A 22,813-nucleotide genomic window follows, 5' to 3' on the forward strand; every position below is an offset into this window, starting at 1 on the left:
GAAAGAAGGAAAACAAGTGAAAAAATTAGTGGATTGGTTCAAAGGGTTATCAAAAACGTGGAAAATTGTAGTGATTATCGGTGCGGTGCTTGTCGTCGTATTAGCGGTAACTACTAGTGACGATGGGGGCGAGCAAGCAAGCGGGGACGTAAACAACTCGAAGACAACAAAACAGACGAGCAAGCCGAAGCCACAACTTTCGGCCGAAGATTTAGCATTAATTAAATTTGATTTAGTAGAATTTGAAGGACGGGAGCTTTCTTCGGAAAACATTTTAAAAGATACGATTAAGGGAGAAATTTGGTCAGATTTAGACTTTGCGAATGATAATATTAATCAAATGATCGACACAATGAAGCGATATCAGCAAGAAATTTTAAATATAGACGCACTAAAAAGAAGTTCGGAAGCTTCGGCAGATACACAGACATTTAAAAAAGTTTTTACAGAGTGGAGCGACTTCAAAATACAGCGAATACAAGTGACGATAGATTTGCTAAATGGGAAAAAAGATAGTGAAGCTGCATTTAAAAAAAGATATCATAATCAAATCATTTTTAAAAAGGTGCGCACGGATAAATTACAAACAGCCTTGAATAACTTGAAAGTAGGCTACCAATTATTGGATAGTCAAAAATAAACAAAAAGCCATCTGACTGGGGATGGCTTTTTGTTTATTTAGAAGGGAAATTAGCAATCATCTTTTCCAAAAATGCTTTCTGCCAAGTGTGATCTTGCGCAGTACCATGCAAATTAGTGCTAAGTGTCAGCTCGCCGTGGAAAGTAGTAGCCGCGACTTGGAAAAACGGAGCATATTTTAGAGAACCGCAAATGAAGCAATCTGTTAAAGTACTTCCTTCAAAAAAGAGTTTTTCGTCGTCAATAATGCCGATATTTGTAAAACTGGTTTTCGGAATAGAATACATTTTTTCAGATGCTTTTTTGGCAATAGAATAGCTTTTTTTCTTGAAAATGAATTCCAATAAATAATAAATTCGCAAAGGAGCTAGGCTGTTTTTTTGTGGATTGAGAGATTTTTTGACGGCTTGAAGGGTGCTTTCGAATGAGCTTAGGTCGTCCGTTGTCTTCATTTGGCAGGTAATATTGGCGGTTAAGTTGGTGATGCCGCGGCTTGTCTTATTCGGCAAATATTTCCGGAGATCCACTGGGCAATCAATAGACATCTCATTTTGCTGCGTTGTTTGTTGAACGGTGCGCACCATTGCCGCGAAAAGCACGTCATTAACGGTTGCTTCGTGCTCTTTAGCATAATGAATAATTTGCGAAAAATTTGTTTTCGATACTTTAGTCCAAATGATTTCCGGATTTTTCGGATCGCCTTTCAGTGGGAAAGATGGATTATGGACAGCTTTTTGCGTCGTTTTCTCAGTGAAAATCGACTTTATTTCTTTGCGGGAAAATTGCTCAAAAACTTGATTCAAACTCCGCGAACCCAAGCTTAAATTCGCCTGATAATCCGGATTTTCCAACATCTTAGAATAAATTTCACTCAGCAAATAAAGATATTCCTTGAAACCAGCGCCATCCGCTAACATGTGGTTCATAATAATAACAAGCTGATCTGCGGTTTCCGTCCGAACAATAGTCAAACAAATTTGCGGACCATTTTCCGTAGATAACTTCTTAACAAGCGCACGGTTCACTTCGGTTTCGGGCGTTTGCGTTTCCACTAAGAAAACCAAATCCACCGCAGAAAAAACACTTTCTTGCCAAAAAGCGCCTTTTTTCGTTTCTTTAAAATGACAAAGTAATAGCGGAAGTTTTTGAGTAGACTGCATAACTGCTTTTTTTAGAACGTCTATATTTAAATGATTATCAAATGTAAGTACCGTATGCAAATGGTGGTCATTTTTCATTTTTTCTCCAGAAATATAATGTTTAACATCAGAAGGTTCAGCGGGATAAGTAGTAATTTTTACCATGGGACTTCCTTCCTTCTTTCTTTGGTTTAAATAGTTGTTAATAGTTTCCCTGAAAGCGGAATTGCGAAACTAATTCGCTTTTACCAGAGCATTACCTAAAAGCGAAAAAACTAATTTAGTGTTCTTTGGGATGAATTTGCTGATTTATTCCTTGAAAACTAAGTAAAAAAGAACGACCCGGTTCATGAACTGGGTCGTTCTTTTTTATTTATACATACTCTCAATAACTGGTTTTAACTTATCAATAACAAGCCCGCTACCACCACGACCTTTAACGTTTTCGGTCATTCCGACCATGAGGTAATTCGGATTGTCAGCATCGAAGGCATAAACAAAACCATTTTCAAGGCCATCTTCGCCTTGTTTTTCTTTTAGTTCCGCTGTACCAGTTTTAGCTGCGATATTGTGACCTTGGATTTGTAAGGCATGGGCTGTGCCGGCTGGGTCGGAAACTGTTTTGACTAGAGCCGCTTTGACCTGGTTGGCAGATGCGGCTTCGGTTGCTTGGCTAGACTCGCCAGCTTTTTCTTTTGTATCTAGTTTTGGATAAGGCATTTTTCCATCGTTGGCAATGGCAGAATAGGCGATTGCTTGTTGGATTGGCGACATTAGTAGCTGACCTTGGCCGTATGCTGTATCAGCTAATAAAATTTCCGAATTCAGCCCTTCATTCGAAATTTGCGCGGGTTTCATTGTAAACGGAAGGTTGTATTCCTTATCAAAATCGAATTTCTCCAAACCAGCAGTTAGTTTATCTTTGCCGATTTCGAGCCCTTCCTGCGCAAAATAAATGTTATCCGAGTGCACGAGTGCGTCGGTCATATTTACTTTTGGAACATCATGGACACGAGTGACAAAATAATTACCCCAAGAAGCGTCTTTTTGCCATTTTAAGCCAGAAATTTCACGGACTTTATCAGGTTTTGTTACTCCTGTATCAAGCCCAATCGTTGCAGTAATCGTTTTAAAAGTAGAGCCTGGTGCGTAACGATTGGCGTATCTTGCTAAGAAAGGTAAGCGCTTATCGTCATTGTATTTCGCGTAATCTTCGGAAGTAATCCCGAGCACCATTTGATTGGCATCATAAGAAGGCGTGCTAACTAATGCTAAAAGTTCGCCGTTTGTAGGATTAATCATTGTCACGGCACCAGTTTCAGAGCCAAGACTATCAAAAGCTTTCTTCTGAATCGCGGCATCAATCGTCAGTTTAATTTCTTCGCCGTCTTTTTTATCAATTTTTTGCAAAGTGTCTTCTTGTTTCGTTTGATCGTTGATGATTTTGATTGCACCGCCGTTTTTGCCGCGCAGTTGTTTATCGTAGTAGCGTTCTAAACCACTTTTACCAATCACATCACCGACACTGAGTTTTGGATTTTTCTCGATGTCTTCGGCACTAACTTCGCCAACATAACCAATCAAATGCGACGTTGCTTCATTTAGAGGATAGGTGCGCATTTCTTTTTGCGCGTAAGTAAGGCCAGTTGATTCGGGCAAATTCTCTTTCTTTAACGTAACTAAAGGAACAAAACTGTCCGCTTGAACCCATTTTTGCTCGAGTTGTTTGTTAATATACTCTGTGGAAATATCCAGTTTTTTACTAATATCAGTAATGTTTTTCACTTTTTCATCGCCTTCACCGAGCTTCGAAGGAACAATACCAGCTTCGGCAAATTGACCAGTTGTTGCGAGCGGATTGCCATTTCTATCAACGATTTGGCCACGTTCTGCGTCATCTTCGGTTATGCGGACTTTATCCGTTTTTACCATCCCCGGGAAAATAAGCGCTGGTTTCCAGTCGATTTTCCAGTCGTCATCTTGCTTGGAAATAGTTGTTTTATATTTTTGTGTAGCGAGTTTTCCAAGGCTGGTGCGCATTTCTAGTTCGTAAGTTAGATTGAATTTATTCGCTGAGTCATCATAGACAGACTTGAGGTTTTTGACTTTAATATCTTTTGCGCCAATGCCGTCATAAACAGCTTGATACTTGGCTTCCATTTCTTTCGTTGTAAATTCAACTTTTTTGAGAGATTCTTTTGAAACACTATTTCCAAGTTTATCGTACTTTTCTTTAGCGATATTTGATGTAAAAGTTTCTGCGGCTGCTAAAGCATTTTTTTCATCTTTATGTTGATTTTGTATGAAAAAGTAAATGGCAATACCCGCGAGGACGACAACAGCGGCAATACTTCCAATCAAAATTGCCTTCTTGTTATTCCTCTTTTTCCCACTATAACTAGCCATAATACACCCCTTAATTTCATGTTATATTCAATTAATTATACCAAACACTTCGAAAAAAGCTGAAAAAATTAAAGAAAACTTTAGCTTTGTCCGACATAATTTTTTCTAATTCATGTCATAATTTGTTCTTATTTGCTTGGTAAAGTAGTGGTAACGAAAGGATGATGTTGGATGGAAGAGATGGAACAGCCAGAAAAGAAACTCATTATTCGTGGGAAAGGCATCCACAATAAATGGAAGTGGAGCACGATTATTGTTAGTATTCTTTCTGTCATTATTATTAGTGTTTTAAGTTATCAACTATATTCAGTTAGTCAAAATACCCCGGAAAATAATACTGGAACGATGCAAGGTCCTGGAGGAAGTGGGGAACCGAGTGGAACACCGCCGTCCGGTCAACCAGGTCAAGCGCCAGGAAGCTCAGATGATAGTTCTGATTCTGGAACAAGTGACAGTAGTACAAGTAGCGATGGGACCCTTTAATAGTTATAAAAGCCCTCTAAAACCTAGACTTTTAGAGGGCTTTTCCCAATCTTTAAAAAATCTTATGGAATTATCGCTCTCTTTTTTTGTCATTTTATTGTAATATGGAGGTAAGTTACAATAAATGAGGTGTGTAAAATGGCAAGACATGCACGAAAAAGAAAAGCGCGTAAAGGGAGAATTTTTGTTACTATTCTTGTAGCCCTATTAATTTTAGTTGGTGTAGTTGCAGTTATCGGTTATTTTCAATATCAATCTAGCTTAAAAGAAGCGCAAACAGAAAGTAAATTAAAAGATTACGAATTTAATGGTGTCAAAGCAGTTGGCGATGAGATTAATGTGTTACTTATCGGCAGTGATTCACGCGGAGAAGACCAAGGGCGTTCAGATAGCTTAATGATTGCTCATTATAATACGAAAACAAATACGCCAAAACTCGTGTCCATCATGCGTGATACATATGTGGACATCCCGGGACATGGTAAAAACAAAATCAATGCAGCATATTCCTACGGCGGACCAGAACTTGTACGCCAAACGATTAAAGAAAACTTTGGTGTAGACGTGCAATATTACGTAGTAGCCAATTTCGAAGGTTTCCCTAAGATCGTTGATACGCTAGCACCAGAAGGAATCAAAATTAACGCCGAAAAAGATATGTCGAAAAATATCGATGCAAATATTAAAAAAGGTGAGCAAGTAATGGATGGTAAAACACTTTTACAATATGCTCGCTTCCGTAAAGACGCAGAAGGTGACTTCGGTCGAATTCGCCGTCAGCAACAAGTGTTAGAAGCCTTGAAAGAACAAGCCATTGACGTTGGTGATGTAGCAAAAATTCCAGATGTCATCGGAAAACTACAAGGTTATTCTTCCACTAATATCCCAACAGGAACACTAATGTCCATTGGCGCAGATTTCCTACTAGGCAAAACCGAAACAATGGAAAAATTTGCCATCCCAGTTGAAGGGAAATGGCACAATGAGCGAATCGACGGCGCAGGAGCAGTCCTTCGTTTAGACGATGTAGCCGCAAATGCGAAAGCTTTACAAGACTTTTTGAAATAACAAAAAACACGGAAATCCTCGTTACTGGATTTCCGTGTTTTTATAGTCATTGTTAAGCCAGTTATCAAACCAATATGTACTAATATAGAAAATATTGCTAATTTCAGACAGAATATTGTCACAAAATATTGACAAATCTTGTTTTAAATTTCTTTTTTCGCTTCACATAGCTTATAATGAATACATATTTTAAAAAGGGGTGAGACGCTTCATGAAAGACAAAACAAAGAAAAGAAAATGGAACTGGGCGCAGATTCTTGCAATTTTTGTATTAGTAACGCTCGTAGTTTCGATGGTTTATGCAACGGTTAATTTAATTACAGCACCGTCTGGCAATGTTCCAGAAGGACAACAAACAAAGGGCGACTACTCACTTATGCTTATGCAGTGTGTACTTGGTGTGGTAGTGCTATTTTTACCATCCATCATTAGTAAAAAAATGAAATTCGTGATTCCGAATGCGATGTATATTGTTTTTATCGTTTTCTTATATTGTGCCATTTATCTTGGCGAAGTACGTAGTTTCTATTATTTAATTCCTAACTGGGATACGATTTTACATACGTTTAGTGGCGCGATGCTTGGGGGGCTTGGCTTCTCGATTGTGAGCTTACTAAATAATGATGAACGCGTTACACTTTCGATGAGTCCAGTTTTTGTAGCATTATTTGCTTGTAGTTTTGCCGTATTCCTAGGCGTTTTCTGGGAGTTCTATGAATTTGCAGCGGATAGCTTTGGAATGAACATGCAAAAAACAATGCTGGAAGATGGAACAATGCTTCAAGGCCACGCAGCAGTTGCTGACACAATGGGCGATCTGTTCGTCGATTTCCTCGGCGCATTCGTCATTTCCATCGTTGGTTACTTCTCCATTCGTAAAAATAAAAAATGGATGAAAAACTTCGAATTTAAAAAACTAGACGAAGAAGCGAAATAAAAAAAGACTGCCAACAAAGTGAGAAATCATTTTGCTGGCAGTTTTTTTAGATAATTTTTCTTTCTCTATCAATAAACATCATTAAAAAGGCGATAAATTGTAAAAATGCACAAACGAGAATGGCGTATTGAGCGAATAACTGAATAAAGAAATTACCAACAACTGCACCAATAATAAAACTAAGAATAACGGAAAAATACAAGAAGCTATTATGCAGATATTGTTTTTCCTTGTACTCAAAATAATCACATAAATTTTGCGTAGCACTCCGTAAATTCCCAATACACATCGTCGTCGCAATCCCTCTACCATGCATTTTTCGGAAACTTTCCACTTGAATCCCACAGACAAAAGAAATCAGCGAATTGGCAATAAGATTTTTATCAAGCGGAATAAATGCAACCCCAATCAAAATCACCACTTCAATCAAAACAGAAAGCTGCCGCCAGTGGAGCCGCCGAATAGCACGCCGGTGAATCAGTTCAGACAGCGCAATCCCAACCGTAAAAGAAACAACCGGCCAAAAATACTGAACAGCCGTAGCCCAGTTACCTTCCGAAATATTAATTCCAAATAAAAGTATGTTCCCTGTTTGCGCATTAGCGAATACTTGTCCTCTTTCGATATAAGAGTAAGCATCCATAAACCCGCCTGCGAGAGCGAGCAAAAGCCCCAACCCAATTGATTCTGAAATTTGCCTAGTTCTTGCCATAGCTTTTCATCCTTTTTTTCTTATTTATTAACCATCTGTTCGCGCAATGTACTAATTAATGTATTGATCTGCTCGATATTCTGTAACAGTCTTTTCTCGAAATGATGAATAGGAAGAAAGACGCCTAATTCATCTGCATTTTCAGCGGTTTCTTGCCCATAAAAAATTCTGCTCGATGGAATAATTTCTTGTATTTGTAAAAAAGTTTTCCAAATAACCGCATAAGCTTGCGATTCAGTCAATCCTAATTTTAAAGTATTAGGAAGGGAGTAGAGTACGAGAATGCCTCTTTTTTTATTAATTTTTTTAGTGGATACCGTAAAATCTGACTCATAGGAATGCACCGTGTCCTCGTCATCAACTAAATAAATCGCGGTTTCGGAGTTAGCAAGATCAGTCTGAAATATTTCTTGAAATTTCTCTTGTTCCCGATTAGGAATTTCTACAATAAAATGACCTTGTGCGTCTGTTAAAAAGAAAGGGTTATCTGCTGTTAATTTTTTTGGAATAAGAAAAGCTTGACGCAGAAGCTCAAATAAAGTTCTGCCGCAAACGCCTAACAATAACGCACTGACATCACTTTGCTGATAGGAGGATAAAATGATTTTAGCCAAAAGTGTGTCGTCTTTCTCAAAACCACGCGTTTCTTGATAACTCTCTAAATTATCCAGAAATACATCTTTGAACCGCCTGCAAGCTGTTGGATTAGCTAAAATCTGCTCGAAAAGGGTAGCTACATTTTGCTCTTTTGGGAAAATAGTCGTCATTTTCAGGTCTCCTTTATTTTTCATGTTAATATTATCTCATATTTATCGATAAAAGATAAAAATATTACATAATAAAAAGCGCCCATCGATATTTTCGCGGGCGCTTTTCTCTGTTTACTTATTTAATTTAGCAATAATTTGCTGAACAAGCTCCATCTCATCCGAACTCAGCTCTTTTTCATCCAAACCATTACTATAAACCTGAGCTTCATAAATTTTAGTCAATCGCGAGAAATCAGCTGTTTTTAAATCCGCATCAACTCTCACCGCAAAATGACGTAAAGTTTCACTTGATTCGCGCACATAACCATAAGAAGCGAGTGACTTCAATAGCTTATGATACGTTTTGCCAAATGCGGGTTTGTTTTTCAGGGAACGAAGCAATAAATAACTACGAATTCTGCGTCTGAATAATACGGCCAACACAAGTAATGCTGTAACTAATCCAGCGGGAATCCACCAAAACCAAGCAGGAATTTTGAAATTAGAGGCCGCTGTTTCTGTTTTAGGTTCTTCTTTTTTCGTTGCTTCACCAGTGGAACTGCTGCCGTTATCTTGTTCTGGTGTTTTCTCTGGTGTATTTGGTGTTTCTGGCGTGCTCGTGCTATCGTTCGGTGTTTCTGGTTTATTAGCTGTTTCGGTTGTCGGTTCTTGGAAGTCTTCTGGGTTGGAGAACGTTGCTGTTGGCTCAAATGGAACCCAACCAGTACCTGGGAAAAATACTTCCGGCCAAGAATGCGCATTATTATTTGTTATCGTGTACGTGGATTTCGCATCATTTTCTTTTTTCTCGCCCTCGCCGGGTGTGTAACCCTTGGCCCATCTTGCTGGAATCCCAAGCGAACGAAGCATCACAACCATCGAAGTAGAAAAATTATCACAATAACCAATCCGCGTTTCAAATAAAAATTGGTCGACATAATCGGCTCCCCTAGGCGTTTCTTTCGCATCATCTGTGCTATAAGTAAACGTGCCCGAAGAGCTTAGATAGCTTTCGATAGCTTTTGTTTTGTCATAAATGGAATCAGCGTCTTTGGTTACTTTATTAGCCAGTTTTGCAACCCGATCCGGTAACTCACTTGGCGTTTGCGTATATTTTGAAACAAAGGCACTAGATAATGTACTAAAATCCGCGCTTTGCATCTTTTCAATATTGTAAACAGGCGTTTTTAATTGAACCGTGTAATTTTTGATAGTATCCACAGGTCCAACTCTTTCTATCGTTAAATTGGCACTAAACGAATCGACAGCGCCATTCACCGTCTGCGTTCCATACGGGTAAGGCATGTAGTCGCTGGAAGAAGCAAAACTAATTTCAGCCGTGTTTGTAGGACCAGTAGTTTGTTCTGTAAGTTGAATCGGGAACATATCGCCGGAAGAAAAAGATACCACATCGCCTGAGTTTGCATTTGCCCAGCCGGTGCCAGTGTAGTTAGTTTTCGACTCTACGCGCCAGTAGTGGCCTTTATCCGTACGTGCGGTAAATACAGTCCCGTTATCCTTTTTGAGTGCACCACCGAGCGTTGTGTCGTCTTCACTATAACCAACCGTGCGCGAAGTATTAATCCCAAGCGCATTTTTAATCGTCGGTACAGGATCTGGGAAAATGGGCGCCTTTTTCGGAAGTATTAACGAACTAAAAACAAAAACCGCCAGTAACATAATCACAAAAACATGATATAAAATCCCATTTCGTTTCAAGGAATCCCCACTTATTCGATTAGGTGCTGCAATTCGGCTAGCCAGCGCAAGATGCAGCAGTAAAAATCCTTCCAACACAGTCCGAACAATCGCCCAATTACTATTATAATCCGTAAAAGTATTAATAACCGCTAAATAGGCAACCGTTAAAACTAACACACTCATAATCCGCTGTTTGCGCAAAATACTATACGTAGTAATATAACTCAAAAGCCATAAAGCAATTAAAAAGACGATTAAAATAAAGTCCATAGAAATATCAGAAGAACGGAACTGCACCATATCTTTAAAACCATTAAAGGTAATTTGGAAAAAGGAGCTAAACCAATTCGCGGACAGAATACCACCTTTAGCGTAATAAATTCCTGAAACAATGAAAATCATCACGACATGAAGAGGGATGGTCCAGTAATATTTCAAACGGAGGAAAAAACTGCCGAGTGAAATAGTAATAAATAAAATAATCCAATTTGCTGTTGAGAGTTCTGTCAGCTCGGCAAAAGGATAAATCCACTCGGAGATAAGTAAAACCGAAAGAATGAACAGCATTACGAGCGATAAGTATCTTTTCATTTAGTTTCACGCTCCCGTCTGCTTAGAAGACTCGCTGGCTCAAGAAAAATCGCTGGAGCATCCATCGCTTTGGAATGTTCTGACTGAAATGTAATAATTTGAAGCTGTTTATTATCCGTTAAACGGGTCACTTTTTGCATTAACATCGTATCCATACACGGTGTAAATAAAAGGATTTTCTCACCAGCATGTAAATTACTATCAAGCGATTCTTGTAGGGTTAAACTATCTACCGGTGCAATTTCAGCAAAAGCTGTCGAAATATCTTGAAGTCTATTCGCGCCTTTCGCTGGTGCAAATTTACTCGTTTGGTCGCCTAGAAGCGTAACACGAATTTCCCCATTATTTTCGGAGATTTTGCGGATAAATGAGTATGCTGCCCGAAGTGATAATTCGAAATTTGGATGGTTAGCGCCATAAAAAATGACTGACAAGCGTGATGTTGCGCTATTTTCAAATTCCCGGGTCATCAACCGGTCACTTTTAGCAGAAGATTTCCAGTCAATCAGGGAAATTCGGTCGCCAGAAGAAAATTCGCGCAAACTGTGCAGATTGCTGTTTTTCTTGAGTGTCCAATAAGCTGCATTGCGTTCGTTTTCCGGAGAAACTTCACTGATTTTTTCTAATACATCAGGAAAATAGGTGGGATAAATAGTGAGCGTTTTTTCGGTCGACAATTGGCGCGAACGTTCCAGTAAACCGAATGCATCACTTGTTTCCACATCTAGTGGCGGGAATGAATGAATCCCACGAACACCGGCAAATCCAGCAAGCGTCACCGTGAAATTCTTTTTAAAAAGCGGATAGACCACTTGTTGGCGTGCGCTCACTTTACCGAAACTAGCCGGTATTTTTTGTTGGAATAGCAAATAACCCACTGGATAACGCGATTTTCGAGAGAACGATACTTGCATATCAACTAAATCGCCATCATGGTAGGTCGTTTTAACAAAATTTCGATTTACTTTCCACGCTTTGAGCGGATAAATCGAGGACAAAAATAATAGTAACAAGATAAAACTAAAGAAATAGGTTAAAAACCAACTAGCTGTGTCGCCTTGAAATAACGTATAAGCCCAAAGTCCAGCGTAAATAATTAGCATAATAATCCACCGAGATGCTAATAGGAGGCGTTTTTTCAACATTGAGTTACCTCTTCTCTACCGGAACTGACGTGTTTTTCAAAATGGAAGCAATAATGGATTCGGCTGTTTCCTCATTATAATAAGCTTCAGACTTCAAAATAAGACGATGGGTGAAAATATACGGCGCTAAATACTGAATATCATCAGGAATCACATAATCGCGACCTTCAATAAGCGCAAAAGCTTGAGCGGCTTGCATAAACGCCAGCGAGCCACGCGGACTAATCCCAAGCGCAACAGAAGGGTGTTTCCGACTCGCATCGACTAAGCGAATAATATAATTTTTCAACACATCATCAATAAAAACTTGTTTTGCTTTATTTTTTAAATTCAACAATTCTTCCAGCGTTACAACTTGTATCGTTTGGTCAAGTGGATCTTGGTATTGTTTTAAAGTAAGCAGCTGCATTTCTTCTTCAACTGTCGGATAACCAATATTGATTTTAAGTAAAAATCGGTCTAATTGGGCTTCTGGCAAAGCGTAAGTGCCTTCGTATTCAATCGGGTTTTGCGTCGCCATTACGAAAAACGGATCAGCGAGTTTGCGCGTAATCCCATCAACTGTCACACTGTTTTCGGCCATACCTTCCAGTAAAGCGGCCTGTGTGCGCGGTGCAGTTCGATTAATTTCATCGGCGAGAACAATATTTCCCATAACCGGACCTGGACGGAATTCAAAATCACGCGTTTCTGGGTTAAAAATCGAAACCCCAGTCACATCTGCTGGTAATAAATCCGGCGTAAATTGAATTCGTTTAAAGGAAACCCCGATTGTTTTTGCAAGTGTGCGCACCATCATTGTTTTACCAACTCCGGGAACATCTTCCAGTAATACGTGACCACCCGCAAGTAGGGCAGTTAAGCTTAATTTAACAACATGTCGTTTACCGACGATAACTTTTTCAACTTCATTAATAATCTCATTTATTTTAATGGATGGCTCTATAGACATAATTTGCCTCCTATGTTTTAGTCAGAATATGTGTATTCATGGTTTAATGCTACTATAATCAACCTTGAATGTAAAAGATTTAACGTGGCATGGACTTTTTCTAGGAGATTGTTTACACTTAGAATAACTGGAGGTGGCGAACTTTGAGCGTTAAATTGGCTGATTTAATGAAATTACCATCTTTAAAAGAAGCGAAAGTAGTATCTGGGAAGTCTGGATTATCTAAGCTAGTTTCGTCTATTTCTGTTTTAGAATACACAGAAGTAGCTCTTTTAGAAGATGATTTATTTGATAATGATGAATTTTATGGCAGTGAAATTGTTGTATCTGCTTTTGTGAATATTCGTGATGATGTTGAGGCACAGTGCCGCACGATTGAACGATTACATAAGGTCGGGGAAGTTGCTTTAATTCTTTACTACGTTGGAATTTTTATGCCGAAAATTGATCAAAAGCTGATTGATTTTGCGAATGAACTGGATTTTACGATTATCGTGATGCCGGAAAACGAAATGTCACTAAGGTATAGCGAAGTGATTTATGAAGTGGTTGAAGCGATTGTTAAGCAAGAAATGACAGATACCAACTTTGTAACTGAATCGTTAGAACAGATTTCGAGTGTGCGGCCTCCGCAGCGGAATATTGATACGACGCTTAAAATCTTGTCTGACAGAACGCACACTTCACTCGTTTTGACCGACAATTCCTTTCAAGTAATTAATTCAATCACTTGGCCACGCACGCGCCACTGGGATTTTGAAAAAGTGATTGAAGCTTCCAAACAAATAAATGAACAGGAACTCGTGCAACTCACTTTAGATGAACGTGAATTTTATACAGCGAGAAAGCCGATTTTTCAAGATGGAATGCAGGCGATGCACTTGTTTATGATGAAGGAAAAAGGGGCGCTAACAACAGATGTAGTCATGCAAATTACGGAAGTAGTCCAAGTATTTATGAACTTATGGGGCCGCAACTATGTCGAAATCAGTACGGCGGAGCTAATGAAGGCCATTTTGAATGATGAAAGTGTGAAGATGCGCCGACTTGGTAAAATTTTAAATGTCGATGTTTCTTCTATTAAATGGATGTGGCTCGTGAAAACGGAAGAAATTCGTGACAACGAGCGGGTTTTGAGCGAACTAAAAAGCTTTGTCGCTAGCCATTTTGATGTTTCTTTGATTGATTTATTTGAGAAGAATATCGTTGTTTTGCTTGATAATTCCGTTGCGCAGCGAGATCGGACGCATACGGCCAATGAGTTTGCGACGATGATGAAGGAAATTGGAATTGAACTAAAAATCACCGTTTGCCAGGGAATGGAGCAGACTTCGGATGTTCAGAGTGCTTATTCGCTCGTAAATGAATATAAAAATGCTGCCAATGCGATTTACGCTAATAAACCGATTTATTCACTTCAAGAAATCGATTTTGCAGCCAAATGTGTGGATATCGTTAATCGCGGAGAATTGGCGATTGCGGAACAAATGAAGCCACTAAAAGCATTAGACGATAACGAAGAATTAATTGAAACGTTGTCAGTGTTTTTGCTAGAAGGCGAGTCGAATTATAATCAAGCCGCCGAACTGCTATTTTTGCATAAAAATACGATTAAATACCGAATTCAGAGGGTTAATGAATTGTTGCAATATCCAGCAACAAAAATTCCAGAGTCGTATAATCTCTATTTAGCTGTAGCAATTCGTCGTTTGCTTGGCGAAACAAACAATAATAATTAAAAATAGCATGATTTTTGTCCAAAGTGACAAAGATTGCGCTGTTTTTTTTCAATTCAGATAAATACAAATGATAGCTAGTTCTTATATAATTAGTCCTTAATAGAACAAATTCAAGAAAAAAAGGGGCGAAACATTATGACAGAGAAAAACACAGTTGAGCAGACACAATCCTGGCAAAGTTTGGCATTTTTATGGACTGGCGCAATGATTTGCGTACCGAGTCTCCTTGTAGGTGGAACGCTTATTTCGGGCATGCCTCTATGGGAAGCAATTTTAATAGCACTTTTAGGATATGGAGTTATTGTCTTATTTATGATATATCAAGGAATGCAAAGTAGTGACTTAGGCATTCCGGCAGTTAGCGTAGCATCGCAAGTATTTGGCGAACAAGGATCCAAGAAAATTATATCGATTCTTTTAGCGATTGCTTGTCTAGGATGGTTTGGTATTCAAGCAAACGTCTGTGGCGCAGCATTTTCACAGTTCCTTGGTATTTATGGAATTAATGTTCCAATACCAGCATCTTCCTTGATTTGGGGAGTTATTATGTTACTATCAGCTATCTATGGTATTCGAATTTTGAGTATTTTAAATTATATTGCAGTTCCGATTTTACTTTTTGTATGTATTTATGGTTTGGTTGTTTCGTTAAACAATGGCGGACTTGCGATTGTTGAAAATTATAAACCAGCAAACAGCATGTCGTTCATGACCGGACTTGCGATTACAATCGGCTCGTTCGCATTAGGTGCCGTTATTGCCGGCGATTACTCGCAATATACAAAATCACGTAAAGACGTTGTTAAAGCAGCGATCATCGGCATTTTGCCCTCAGGTGTTCTAATGATTACAGTTGGTGCAGTTCTTGCACTAACAGCTGGAACGGCAGATATTTCCGTTGTATTTACTAATCTAGGTTTGCCAGTACTTGGAATTATCGGTTTGATTTTGGCAGCTTGGACAACCAATGCAGTAAATGCATTTTCCGGCGGGATCGCGATTATTAACGTTTTCAACATCTCTGAAAAATATCATAAAGTTGCCGTAGCAGTTGCTGGTGGACTTGGAACACTGCTAGCTGTTATCGGTATTCTAAACCATTTTGTACCAATTATGTCCGTACTTTCAGCGATGGTTCCACCAGTTGCCGGAGTAATGATTGCTTCTTACTGGATCGTTCAAAAAGGCGACAAATCCAAATGGGCACCAGTTGCAGGCGTTAACTGGCTTGGCGTAGGCTCTTGGTTAGTAGGTGCTGTGATTGCAGGAATTCCAGTCATTTTGACATTCTTCCCTTCACTACCACAATTACCAAATCAACCACTTATCGGTATTATTTTGTCACTAATTGTTTATCTAGTCGGGGCAAAAGTTTTAAGTGGAAAAACGGAAAAAGTAGAGAACTTGGAGGGAAAATAAATGCGTTACTTAGACGAACAAGCTATTGAAGATATTGCGATTGGTGCGGCATTTTTAGGCACTGGTGGCGGAGGAGATCCGTATATGGGCAAAATGATGGCCCTAACAGCGATTAAAAAATACGGACCAATTCAGCTTTTATCTCCAGACGAAATCGCTGACGATGACTATTTTATTCCAGCAGCAATGATGGGAGCGCCATCTGTACTTATAGAAAAATTTCCAAAAGGGGACGAATTCGTTCGTGTCTTTGAAAAACTAGGTAAATATGTAGGAAAAGAAGTAAAAGGAACATTTCCAATGGAAGCGGGCGGCGTTAACTCGATGATTCCAATCGTTGTAGCAGCGCAACTTGGCTTACCAATGGTCGATTGTGATGGCATGGGCCGAGCTTTCCCAGAACTACAAATGGTGACGTTCCATCTAGACGGCATTTCCGCAACGCCAATGGCTATCACCGATGAAAAAGGCAATATCGGCATCATGGAAACAATCGATAACAGATGGACTGAACGACTTGCACGCGTAACTACAGTCGAAATGGGCGCAAGTTCGCTTGTTAGCTTGTATCCTTGTAATGGTGCGCAAATTAAACAAAGTAGTATTAAAAATATCGTGACACTTTCAGAAGAAATCGGTAAAGTCATTCGCGAAACATCTATTGATGAAGCGGAAAAACTGCAAAAACTATTGGATGTGACGCAGGGTTACCATTTATTCGAAGGGAAAATCACTGATGTTATTCGTGAAACGCGCGCTGGCTTCAACTTTGGACGTGTGAAAATTGACGGTCTTAACAAAGACGCTGGCAGCGAAGTCATCGTACATTTCCAAAATGAAAACCTTGTTGCAGAGAAAAATGGCGAACCTATCGCAATTACACCAGATTTAATTTGTATGGTGGATCTGGAAACGCTAATGCCAGTAACAACAGAAGCGCTAAAATATGGCAAACGTGTCCGCGTGATGGCACTTCCAGCTGATGATGCTTGGCGTACCGAGAAAGGCATCGAAACAGTTGGGCCGCGCTATTTCGGCTATGATGTCGATTTTGAACCGCTAGAAGAACTTGTCAAAAAGGAGGAACGCCGCCATGTATAAAATTGGAATTGACGTTGGTGGTACAAACACCGATGCCGTTATTTTAGATGAAAATCAAAAACTAATTCATAGTGTAAAAATGCCAACAAGTGAAGATATTGAAACAGGAATTACCGAGTCGCTTCATCGCGTGCTGAGTGAAACTGGAATTGATCGCTCGAAAGTAACACACGCCATGCTTGGAACAACGCAGTGTACAAACGCAATCGTTGAACGTAAAAAATTAGCGAAAGTTGGCGTTCTTCGTTTAGGTTATCCAGCAACAGCATCCGTTTTACCTTATACAGCTTGGCCGGAAGACATGGTTGGCTTTTTATCCGGAAAATATAAACTGACTGGTGGCGGCTATGAGTACGATGGTCAGGTGCTATCAGAAATCAACGAAGCAGAAATTCGTGAAACATTGGCTGGTTGGAAAGGCGATGTAGAATCCGTTGCAGTTGTTGGCGTCTTCTCTTCTTTGAAAAACGACCAAGAATTAGCTGTTCAAAAAATTATCGAAGAAGAACTAGGCGCGGATATCCCTGTTTCGATTTCCTCTTCGGTAGGTTCAGTAGGACTAATTGAACGCGAAAATGCGACAATCCTAAACGCAGCCCTTTTCAAAGTTATCGCCGCAACGAGTGACGGTTTCGAAAAAGCGCTAGAACAAGAAGGAATCGCGCACGCGGAAATCTATCTTTGCCAAAATGACGGGACGTTGATGTCGCTTAATTATGCAAGACAGTTCCCGATTTTGACGATTGCTTGCGGACCAACGAATAGTATCCGCGGCGCTTCCTACTTGGCGGGACTAAAAGACGCAATGGTACTCGATGTTGGAGGCACCACTTCTGATATTGGAGTGCTGACGGATGGCTTCCCAAGAGAGTCCTCGCTTGCAGTCGATGTTGGCGGCGTGCGTACTAATTTTAGAATGCCTGATATTATTTCCATCGGACTAGGCGGAGGAAGTGTCATTCGCGAGCAAGACGGGGAAATAACAATTGGCCCTGATAGCGTTGGTTATCGTATTTCCGAAGAGGCGCTAGTTTTCGGCGGCAAAACGATGACAACAACTGATATTGCAGTTCGTCTAGGCATGGCGGACATTGGCGACGCTCAACTCGTTGCGCATATCCCAACCAATTTTGCTGAAAAAGCGTATAAATTAATCGCCGACATGACCGAAGATGCGATTGATAAAATGAAAACCAGCTCAAGTAACGTCAATCTAGTACTTGTTGGTGGCGGCAGCGTCATTATCCCTGATGAAATTCCCGGCGTCGCAAAAATTTTCCGCGACAAAAACGGCCCAGTCGCCAACGCAATTGGCGCATCCATTTCCCAAATCAGCGGACAATACGAACAAATCTACATCTATTCCCAAATCGAGCGGGAAGAAGCGCTGCAAGATGCTGAGCAAAAAGCAAGAGAACAAGCAACTCTCGCCGGCGCAGTAGAAAATTCGATTGAAGTGGTCGAAGTGGAAGAAATCCCATTAGCGTATCATCCGGGCAATGCGACCAGATTGCGCGTGAAAGTTGTGGGGAATTTGGTTTAAGAAGAGTAAATAGTGGAGCATTGCTGACTTCAGGCTGGAAACAAAGTAAGAAATTACTTTGCTTCCAGCTTGTTTTTGTATAACGTAATCCCATATGTATAAAATTATGTATATTGACACAATTTGTGTTATTTTAGACATGGATTTAAATAAATCAATTCTTATACTAATTATCTAGAAAAACAACCCAAACGCTAACTAAAAATATTCTAGTAGGGTAAATAAATGAATAAAGGAACCGAACAAAAGCTTGCCGCGCGTCATTCACTTCTAAATCAATTGAAATATTACCGTTTATTCCGTATTTTTCACATGCCTTTTTTGGATTGGGTAGTAGTCCGAAAGATGTTATTATAGATAAAGCATATGTGCCTGAATTAGCGTGCAATAACCAGGAGAAGTATCAAAATCATGAATATCTCACTCGAAACGAATTGCTGAATTTATTTGAACAAAATCATTTACAATTGGTGGAAGAGCTAGAGGGGACCCCAGAAGTGGATTTTGAACTGGGAAAGAAACAATTAGTAACAAGAGCCAATGGAGCGGATACGATGACTTAGAGGAACATCTAATTGCAGCTACATGGATTTTACATAAAAAGTAACATTTGAAGGAAGTGTTTTTAATGAGAGAATATATAGATTCAAAAAGCCAAAAAAAGGTAGCGCTTCTTGAGAAGATTTTTTATGCGGAAAATCATACAAGTACACAAGAGGAACTATTAAATGATTTGAACATTACGTATCCAACACTCATTTCTACGATTAAAACAATCAATTTTGATATTGAACGCTTTGGGTATAAAGCGTTTTCGATTGTTCACTCCGCGCCAAATTTGTCCTATACCTTAAAAATATCGGATAATTGTAGTATTCAACTCATTATCAACGCCTATATTAGAGAGTCACCCAAATTTCAAATTCTCGAAACTTTGTTGCTGTCTTCCTTCCCTAATCTACAAGCATTGGCAAAAAAAGTACATGTTTCTTATTCTGGGATAAAAAAAGAAATAAAAGAATTGAATGAAGAGCTAAGTGAACGGAACTTGTATATTTCTACAGGAAATCAGGTAGAAATAACGGGGGATGAATTTTCATTAAGAATATTCTATGCCTTCCTTTTTTTAGTCGCATATAGCGGGGATCGTTGGCCATTTTCTTTTGTTCGATATGATGAAATCACCGACTTATTAGAGAGTTGCCCAAAAGAAATTTATAGAGCAAACTCGATAGATAAGGCGATGATGATTCACTATTATGTGGCTATGCATTTATTAAGAGATAGAATGAATTGTCAAATTGACACAACTAGGCAGTTTAAAGTGGCCCTATATAAGGCTTGCACCGAGGAGTCTAAGAAATCAGAGAGTGCGTTCATTAAAAAGGTAGCGAAACAACTTCCGAATAGGAACTATAAAGAAATTACCTACACGACGCAAATCATACTGAGTACCATTATTGCTTTCGGCAGTTATTCTTCCATTGAAAAAATGCCTTCCTTTTTCTACATGGATGAACAGTTAGAAAAAATGGGCTTCATGAAACTAGTTGATTTTGCCAGTGAACGAGTAAATGATAATCTCTCTATTCCATTTTCAGAAAAAGAGATGGAATTGCTCCGTTACTCCTTTGCGAGTATAAATTATAGATATTTCTTACTTGATAATTTAATCAATAAGTTCAATAATATTGTGCCAGGGTATACAGATCTTGATCGAAATATAAGAAAAATCCATAAAGTGAATCATCTAGAACCATTGATTAGTCAATTAGTAAATCTAAAAGAAATGCGTCTATTAAAACCGTTTGAAGAAAGACTTACTTCAGATTATCTGATCATTTTGGATAAGCGGATTGATTTTTCTATACACACCTTGCCTATCAAAGTAACTATTTTATCAACTATATCTAATGAAACAGCCGTATTTGATTTTATGAGATATTTTTCTAGCTACTACAATCTGGAAATAATTAATCAAGTTGATCCGGTGGTGGATTTATATATAAGTGATTTTTCCGTATCTCCCGAAGTGTTGACATCTTTACGTATCAATCAACCAATAATCTATGTAAATACCAGATGGCTAGAATCTGATTATGTCAAAATTAATGATAATCTAGCGAAAATAGCGAGAAAAAAATTTATTGCTAATAAAAAAAATTAGGAAAATACTTGTTGGAATGGATATGGAACGCGTTTAAATGGAAAACAAAAGTCTTGTCCGAGTAATGATAGTTACTCGGATTTTTTTGGTTGTGTCGTACTAATGGTAAAAAGCAAACACAACTAATAAGCTATAAAATTTTAAGAAGTTAAAATTTTATAGCCAGAGGTGCTCTCTTACTCCTCTATAATAAAATAACAGCTAGAGGCTTAGGCATCTAGAAATTAATTACCGAAGAAGGAGGGGAGCTGATGAAGAAGCTTTCCATGCGAGTCATCCTAATCGTTACCGTTATTTTCATTGCTTGTGGGAGCGCTAATGTTTCTATCGCACAAGAGATGGATATAGCAAATAAGCTTCCAGAAGAGGAGCTGGGTTCTCTGGATACCTCTAATGTCAATACAGAAGGAGTCCCGCAAGACAAATCAGCAGAGGTCGAGAACTTAGAAGAAATCCCAATTACGGATGATTTGGAGCAAAATCCAGATGTTCTTGAGCAGCCTGTTGCCGATTCGGATGATTCGGATTTAACAGTGGTAGACTCAGGGGCTTATTGGACAATTTATCGTAATACTACGAACGGTGAATATAGCTTGAATATGTTTGGTAACGTGCCAAGTAGTAAACCAACCGCTTGGAATAGTTATTTGAACAGAATTAAACATATAGAGATTGAAGAAGCTACTTTGACAGGAAATTTTGAAGCTTATTTTAGAAATACTGTTTTTACAGTACTTGAGAGTGTGAGGATTGAACGTTCGAATTTGTCTAGAGTGACTTCTTTTGCACTCGCATTTTATAGTTCAGGAATTGAAAAAGTTATCATCAGAGATAATGATTACCCGACAGCACCATCTTTACTCACTACGGAAGCTATGTTTAAATATTGTTCCAGCCTTAGGGAGCTTGATTTGAGTGGTCTTAATACTAGCGCAGTAACTACTATGAGGGATATGTTTTACAGCTGTAGCGCACTTGAGGAACTGGATTTAAGTCATTTTGATACGAGTTCAGTAACTAATATGTTTTACATGTTTTATGATAATGAAAAACTGGAGAAGCTGGATGTAGGTAACTTTGATACCAGTTCAGTAACTAATATGTATGCAATGTTTGCTAATTGTACTAGTCTTGAAGAGCTGGATGTAAGTAACTTTGATACCAATTCAGCAACTGATATGTATAGAATGTTTGATAGCTGTGTAAAACTGAAGAAACTAGATGTAAGTAATTTCGATACCAGCTCTGTTACTGATATGGCTTACATGTTTAGAAATTGTAGCACACTTGAGAAGTTGGATGTAAGTAATTTTAATACGAGATCAGTAACTTCTATGCGTGCCATGTTTGCTGGCTGTAATAGTCTTGAAGAGTTAGATGTAAGTAATTTTGATACCAGTTCAGTAACTAATATGTCTTCCATGTTTTTAACTTGTACTAGTCTTGAAGAGCTAGATCTAAGTAATTTTGATACCAGTTTAGTGGATCTTATGGGCTACATGTTTAAAGATTGTGCAAATTTAAAAACTTTATATCTAAATAATTTTACAGATGCAGCAAGCACGATAGATATGTTTACTGGAACAACCTCCTTAACGTACTTGTTTGTCAGTCACAATTTTAAGGTTTTTAATGGGTTAGAAAATACAAACTGGTATGACGAAAAGAATTGGGTGCAGTTTGAAACTGTCTCGCAACTACAGGCATATCATTGGAGACAAAGCGAACCTATTGGTTATAGAAAAGGTGTCTTCCTTTCCTTAACGATGGATGCGATGGGTGGAGAATTTGAATACGCGGAGGAACAAAAGGTACAAAATAAATTTTCTGGGGAATACTGGGAAGAAGTGATTCCTGTAAAAGAAGATTATTATTTTGATGGGTGGTACCTTGATCAAGATTGTACCAATAAGTTTGACTTTTCATTGCCCGCTGATGCATCAATAACTATCTACGCAAAATGGATAGAAAACTATACAGTGATTATTCCGGCTTCTATTTCTTTAAATGAAACTTCTGAATTGAAAGTGGAAGGGATTAATCGAGGAGATAAAGATTTGTCCGTGGGATTAAACCGAACAGCAATGTCTGTTTCTGAGAGCAACAAGCTAACTTTAACCAATACGGCAGACACAACAGTCCAATGTTTGGCGCCACTGAGTTGGGACGGGTCAGAAACTAATCCAGAAAAAGCGATTTTAATCCTTGCTCCAGATTCGGAAATAACAGAAGGCGAGGCAGTCATGGCTATTGAAGCGCCAGAGAATATCCAGGCAGGAAAATATATGGGGAACGTCGTATTTTCGATTAAGTATGAATGAT

Annotated in this window: 18 protein-coding genes; 11 read left to right on the plus strand and 7 right to left on the minus strand. The window is 38.8% G+C overall.

The window, feature by feature from the left end:
- Positions 1–16: 16 nt before the first annotated feature.
- Positions 17–640 carry a nuclear targeted protein LntA gene (locus tag HCJ55_RS11180; RefSeq protein WP_185518221.1) on the plus strand — a complete coding sequence of 208 codons (624 nt, stop codon included), beginning with the start codon at positions 17–19 and terminating at the stop codon, positions 638–640.
- Positions 641–674: 34 nt separating this feature from the next.
- Here the strand turns inward: HCJ55_RS11180 and HCJ55_RS11185 are convergent, their stop codons facing one another.
- Together HCJ55_RS11185 and pbp4 are read right to left on the minus strand one after the other, a co-directional pair.
- Complete coding sequence (locus HCJ55_RS11185; protein ID WP_185518223.1) at positions 675–1,943, minus strand: condensation domain-containing protein; 1,269 nt, start codon at positions 1,941–1,943, stop codon at positions 675–677.
- A 204-nt stretch (positions 1,944–2,147) separates the two neighbouring features.
- Positions 2,148–4,184 carry a penicillin-binding protein PBP4(5) gene (pbp4, locus tag HCJ55_RS11190; RefSeq protein ID WP_185518225.1) on the minus strand — a complete coding sequence of 679 codons (2,037 nt, stop codon included), beginning with the start codon at positions 4,182–4,184 and terminating at the stop codon, positions 2,148–2,150.
- A gap of 171 nt (positions 4,185–4,355) precedes the next feature.
- On the opposite strand from pbp4, the gene HCJ55_RS11195 reads away from it, so the two are divergent.
- The 3 genes from HCJ55_RS11195 (at position 4,356) to HCJ55_RS11205 (ending at position 6,672) form a co-directional block, all read left to right on the plus strand.
- On the plus strand, positions 4,356–4,667 hold the full coding sequence (locus tag HCJ55_RS11195) for a hypothetical protein (RefSeq protein ID WP_008946880.1): 312 nt from the start codon (positions 4,356–4,358) through the stop codon (positions 4,665–4,667).
- 138 nt (positions 4,668–4,805) lie between these two features.
- Positions 4,806–5,735, plus strand: coding sequence for an LCP family protein (locus HCJ55_RS11200; protein WP_008946881.1), 930 nt, complete (start codon positions 4,806–4,808; stop codon positions 5,733–5,735).
- Between the two features lie 211 nt (positions 5,736–5,946).
- Entirely contained in the window at positions 5,947–6,672 is a 726-nt protein-coding gene (locus HCJ55_RS11205) for a DUF2238 domain-containing protein (protein WP_008946882.1), read from the plus strand.
- A gap of 46 nt (positions 6,673–6,718) precedes the next feature.
- Here HCJ55_RS11205 and HCJ55_RS11210 read toward each other — a convergent pair whose 3' ends face one another.
- From HCJ55_RS11210 to HCJ55_RS11230, 5 genes are all read right to left on the minus strand, one after another.
- Positions 6,719–7,384: a YoaK family protein gene (locus tag HCJ55_RS11210; RefSeq protein ID WP_008946883.1), complete on the minus strand. Its 666-nt coding sequence runs from the start codon at positions 7,382–7,384 to the stop codon at positions 6,719–6,721.
- 20 nt (positions 7,385–7,404) lie between these two features.
- Complete coding sequence (locus tag HCJ55_RS11215) at positions 7,405–8,151, minus strand: DUF4866 family protein (protein WP_185518283.1); 747 nt, start codon at positions 8,149–8,151, stop codon at positions 7,405–7,407.
- Between the two features lie 114 nt (positions 8,152–8,265).
- Positions 8,266–10,425 (minus strand): transglutaminase TgpA family protein, encoded by a 2,160-nt coding sequence (locus HCJ55_RS11220; protein ID WP_185518227.1) that lies wholly within the window; start codon positions 10,423–10,425, stop codon positions 8,266–8,268.
- Complete coding sequence (locus HCJ55_RS11225; RefSeq protein ID WP_185518229.1) at positions 10,422–11,570, minus strand: DUF58 domain-containing protein; 1,149 nt, start codon at positions 11,568–11,570, stop codon at positions 10,422–10,424. Before HCJ55_RS11225 ends, HCJ55_RS11220 begins: the two co-directional genes overlap by 4 nt.
- Positions 11,571–11,574: 4 nt before the next feature.
- The gene (locus HCJ55_RS11230; RefSeq protein ID WP_185518231.1) at positions 11,575–12,522 is read right to left on the minus strand and encodes an AAA family ATPase; all 948 of its coding nucleotides are present in this window, start codon (positions 12,520–12,522) and stop codon (positions 11,575–11,577) included.
- A gap of 143 nt (positions 12,523–12,665) precedes the next feature.
- On the opposite strand from HCJ55_RS11230, the gene HCJ55_RS11235 reads away from it, so the two are divergent.
- From HCJ55_RS11235 to HCJ55_RS11265, 7 genes are all read left to right on the plus strand, one after another.
- Positions 12,666–14,261 (plus strand): PucR family transcriptional regulator, encoded by a 1,596-nt coding sequence (locus HCJ55_RS11235; protein WP_185518233.1) that lies wholly within the window; start codon positions 12,666–12,668, stop codon positions 14,259–14,261.
- A 135-nt stretch (positions 14,262–14,396) separates the two neighbouring features.
- The gene (locus HCJ55_RS11240) at positions 14,397–15,680 is read left to right on the plus strand and encodes a cytosine permease (protein WP_185518235.1); all 1,284 of its coding nucleotides are present in this window, start codon (positions 14,397–14,399) and stop codon (positions 15,678–15,680) included.
- On the plus strand, positions 15,681–16,781 hold the full coding sequence (locus HCJ55_RS11245) for an S-methyl thiohydantoin desulfurase family protein (protein ID WP_185503088.1): 1,101 nt from the start codon (positions 15,681–15,683) through the stop codon (positions 16,779–16,781).
- Complete coding sequence (locus HCJ55_RS11250; protein ID WP_185518237.1) at positions 16,774–18,324, plus strand: hydantoinase/oxoprolinase N-terminal domain-containing protein; 1,551 nt, start codon at positions 16,774–16,776, stop codon at positions 18,322–18,324. Before HCJ55_RS11245 ends, HCJ55_RS11250 begins: the two co-directional genes overlap by 8 nt.
- Positions 18,325–18,692: 368 nt before the next feature.
- Positions 18,693–18,887, plus strand: a complete 195-nt coding sequence (locus tag HCJ55_RS13950) for a hypothetical protein (protein WP_228470597.1) — start codon at positions 18,693–18,695, stop codon at positions 18,885–18,887.
- 65 nt (positions 18,888–18,952) lie between these two features.
- Positions 18,953–20,491 (plus strand): helix-turn-helix domain-containing protein, encoded by a 1,539-nt coding sequence (locus HCJ55_RS11260; protein ID WP_185518239.1) that lies wholly within the window; start codon positions 18,953–18,955, stop codon positions 20,489–20,491.
- A 251-nt stretch (positions 20,492–20,742) separates the two neighbouring features.
- Positions 20,743–22,812, plus strand: a complete 2,070-nt coding sequence (locus HCJ55_RS11265; protein ID WP_185518241.1) for a BspA family leucine-rich repeat surface protein — start codon at positions 20,743–20,745, stop codon at positions 22,810–22,812.
- Position 22,813 lies beyond the last annotated feature (1 nt).

Origin of the sequence: Listeria marthii (genome assembly GCF_014227425.1) — a bacterium.
GTDB lineage: Bacteria > Bacillota > Bacilli > Lactobacillales > Listeriaceae > Listeria > Listeria marthii.

Excerpts from the sequence above, each read along its gene's own strand:
- HCJ55_RS11205 (WP_008946882.1), top strand. The coding sequence starts at position 5,947 with ATGAAAGACAAAACAAAGAAAAGAAAATGGAACTGGGCGCAGATTCTT.
- HCJ55_RS11265 (WP_185518241.1), top strand. The coding sequence starts at position 20,743 with ATGAAGAAGCTTTCCATGCGAGTCATCCTAATCGTTACCGTTATTTTC.
- pbp4 (WP_185518225.1), bottom strand. The coding sequence starts at position 4,184 with ATGGCTAGTTATAGTGGGAAAAAGAGGAATAACAAGAAGGCAATTTTG.
- HCJ55_RS11200 (WP_008946881.1), top strand. The coding sequence starts at position 4,806 with ATGGCAAGACATGCACGAAAAAGAAAAGCGCGTAAAGGGAGAATTTTT.
- HCJ55_RS11210 (WP_008946883.1), bottom strand. The coding sequence starts at position 7,384 with ATGGCAAGAACTAGGCAAATTTCAGAATCAATTGGGTTGGGGCTTTTG.
- HCJ55_RS11240 (WP_185518235.1), top strand. The coding sequence starts at position 14,397 with ATGACAGAGAAAAACACAGTTGAGCAGACACAATCCTGGCAAAGTTTG.
- HCJ55_RS11220 (WP_185518227.1), bottom strand. The coding sequence starts at position 10,425 with ATGAAAAGATACTTATCGCTCGTAATGCTGTTCATTCTTTCGGTTTTA.
- HCJ55_RS11245 (WP_185503088.1), top strand. The coding sequence starts at position 15,681 with ATGCGTTACTTAGACGAACAAGCTATTGAAGATATTGCGATTGGTGCG.
- HCJ55_RS11250 (WP_185518237.1), top strand. The coding sequence starts at position 16,774 with ATGTATAAAATTGGAATTGACGTTGGTGGTACAAACACCGATGCCGTT.
- HCJ55_RS11225 (WP_185518229.1), bottom strand. The coding sequence starts at position 11,570 with ATGTTGAAAAAACGCCTCCTATTAGCATCTCGGTGGATTATTATGCTA.
- HCJ55_RS11260 (WP_185518239.1), top strand. The coding sequence starts at position 18,953 with ATGAGAGAATATATAGATTCAAAAAGCCAAAAAAAGGTAGCGCTTCTT.
- HCJ55_RS11215 (WP_185518283.1), bottom strand. The coding sequence starts at position 8,151 with ATGACGACTATTTTCCCAAAAGAGCAAAATGTAGCTACCCTTTTCGAG.
- HCJ55_RS11230 (WP_185518231.1), bottom strand. The coding sequence starts at position 12,522 with ATGTCTATAGAGCCATCCATTAAAATAAATGAGATTATTAATGAAGTT.
- HCJ55_RS11185 (WP_185518223.1), bottom strand. The coding sequence starts at position 1,943 with ATGGTAAAAATTACTACTTATCCCGCTGAACCTTCTGATGTTAAACAT.
- HCJ55_RS11195 (WP_008946880.1), top strand. The coding sequence starts at position 4,356 with ATGGAAGAGATGGAACAGCCAGAAAAGAAACTCATTATTCGTGGGAAA.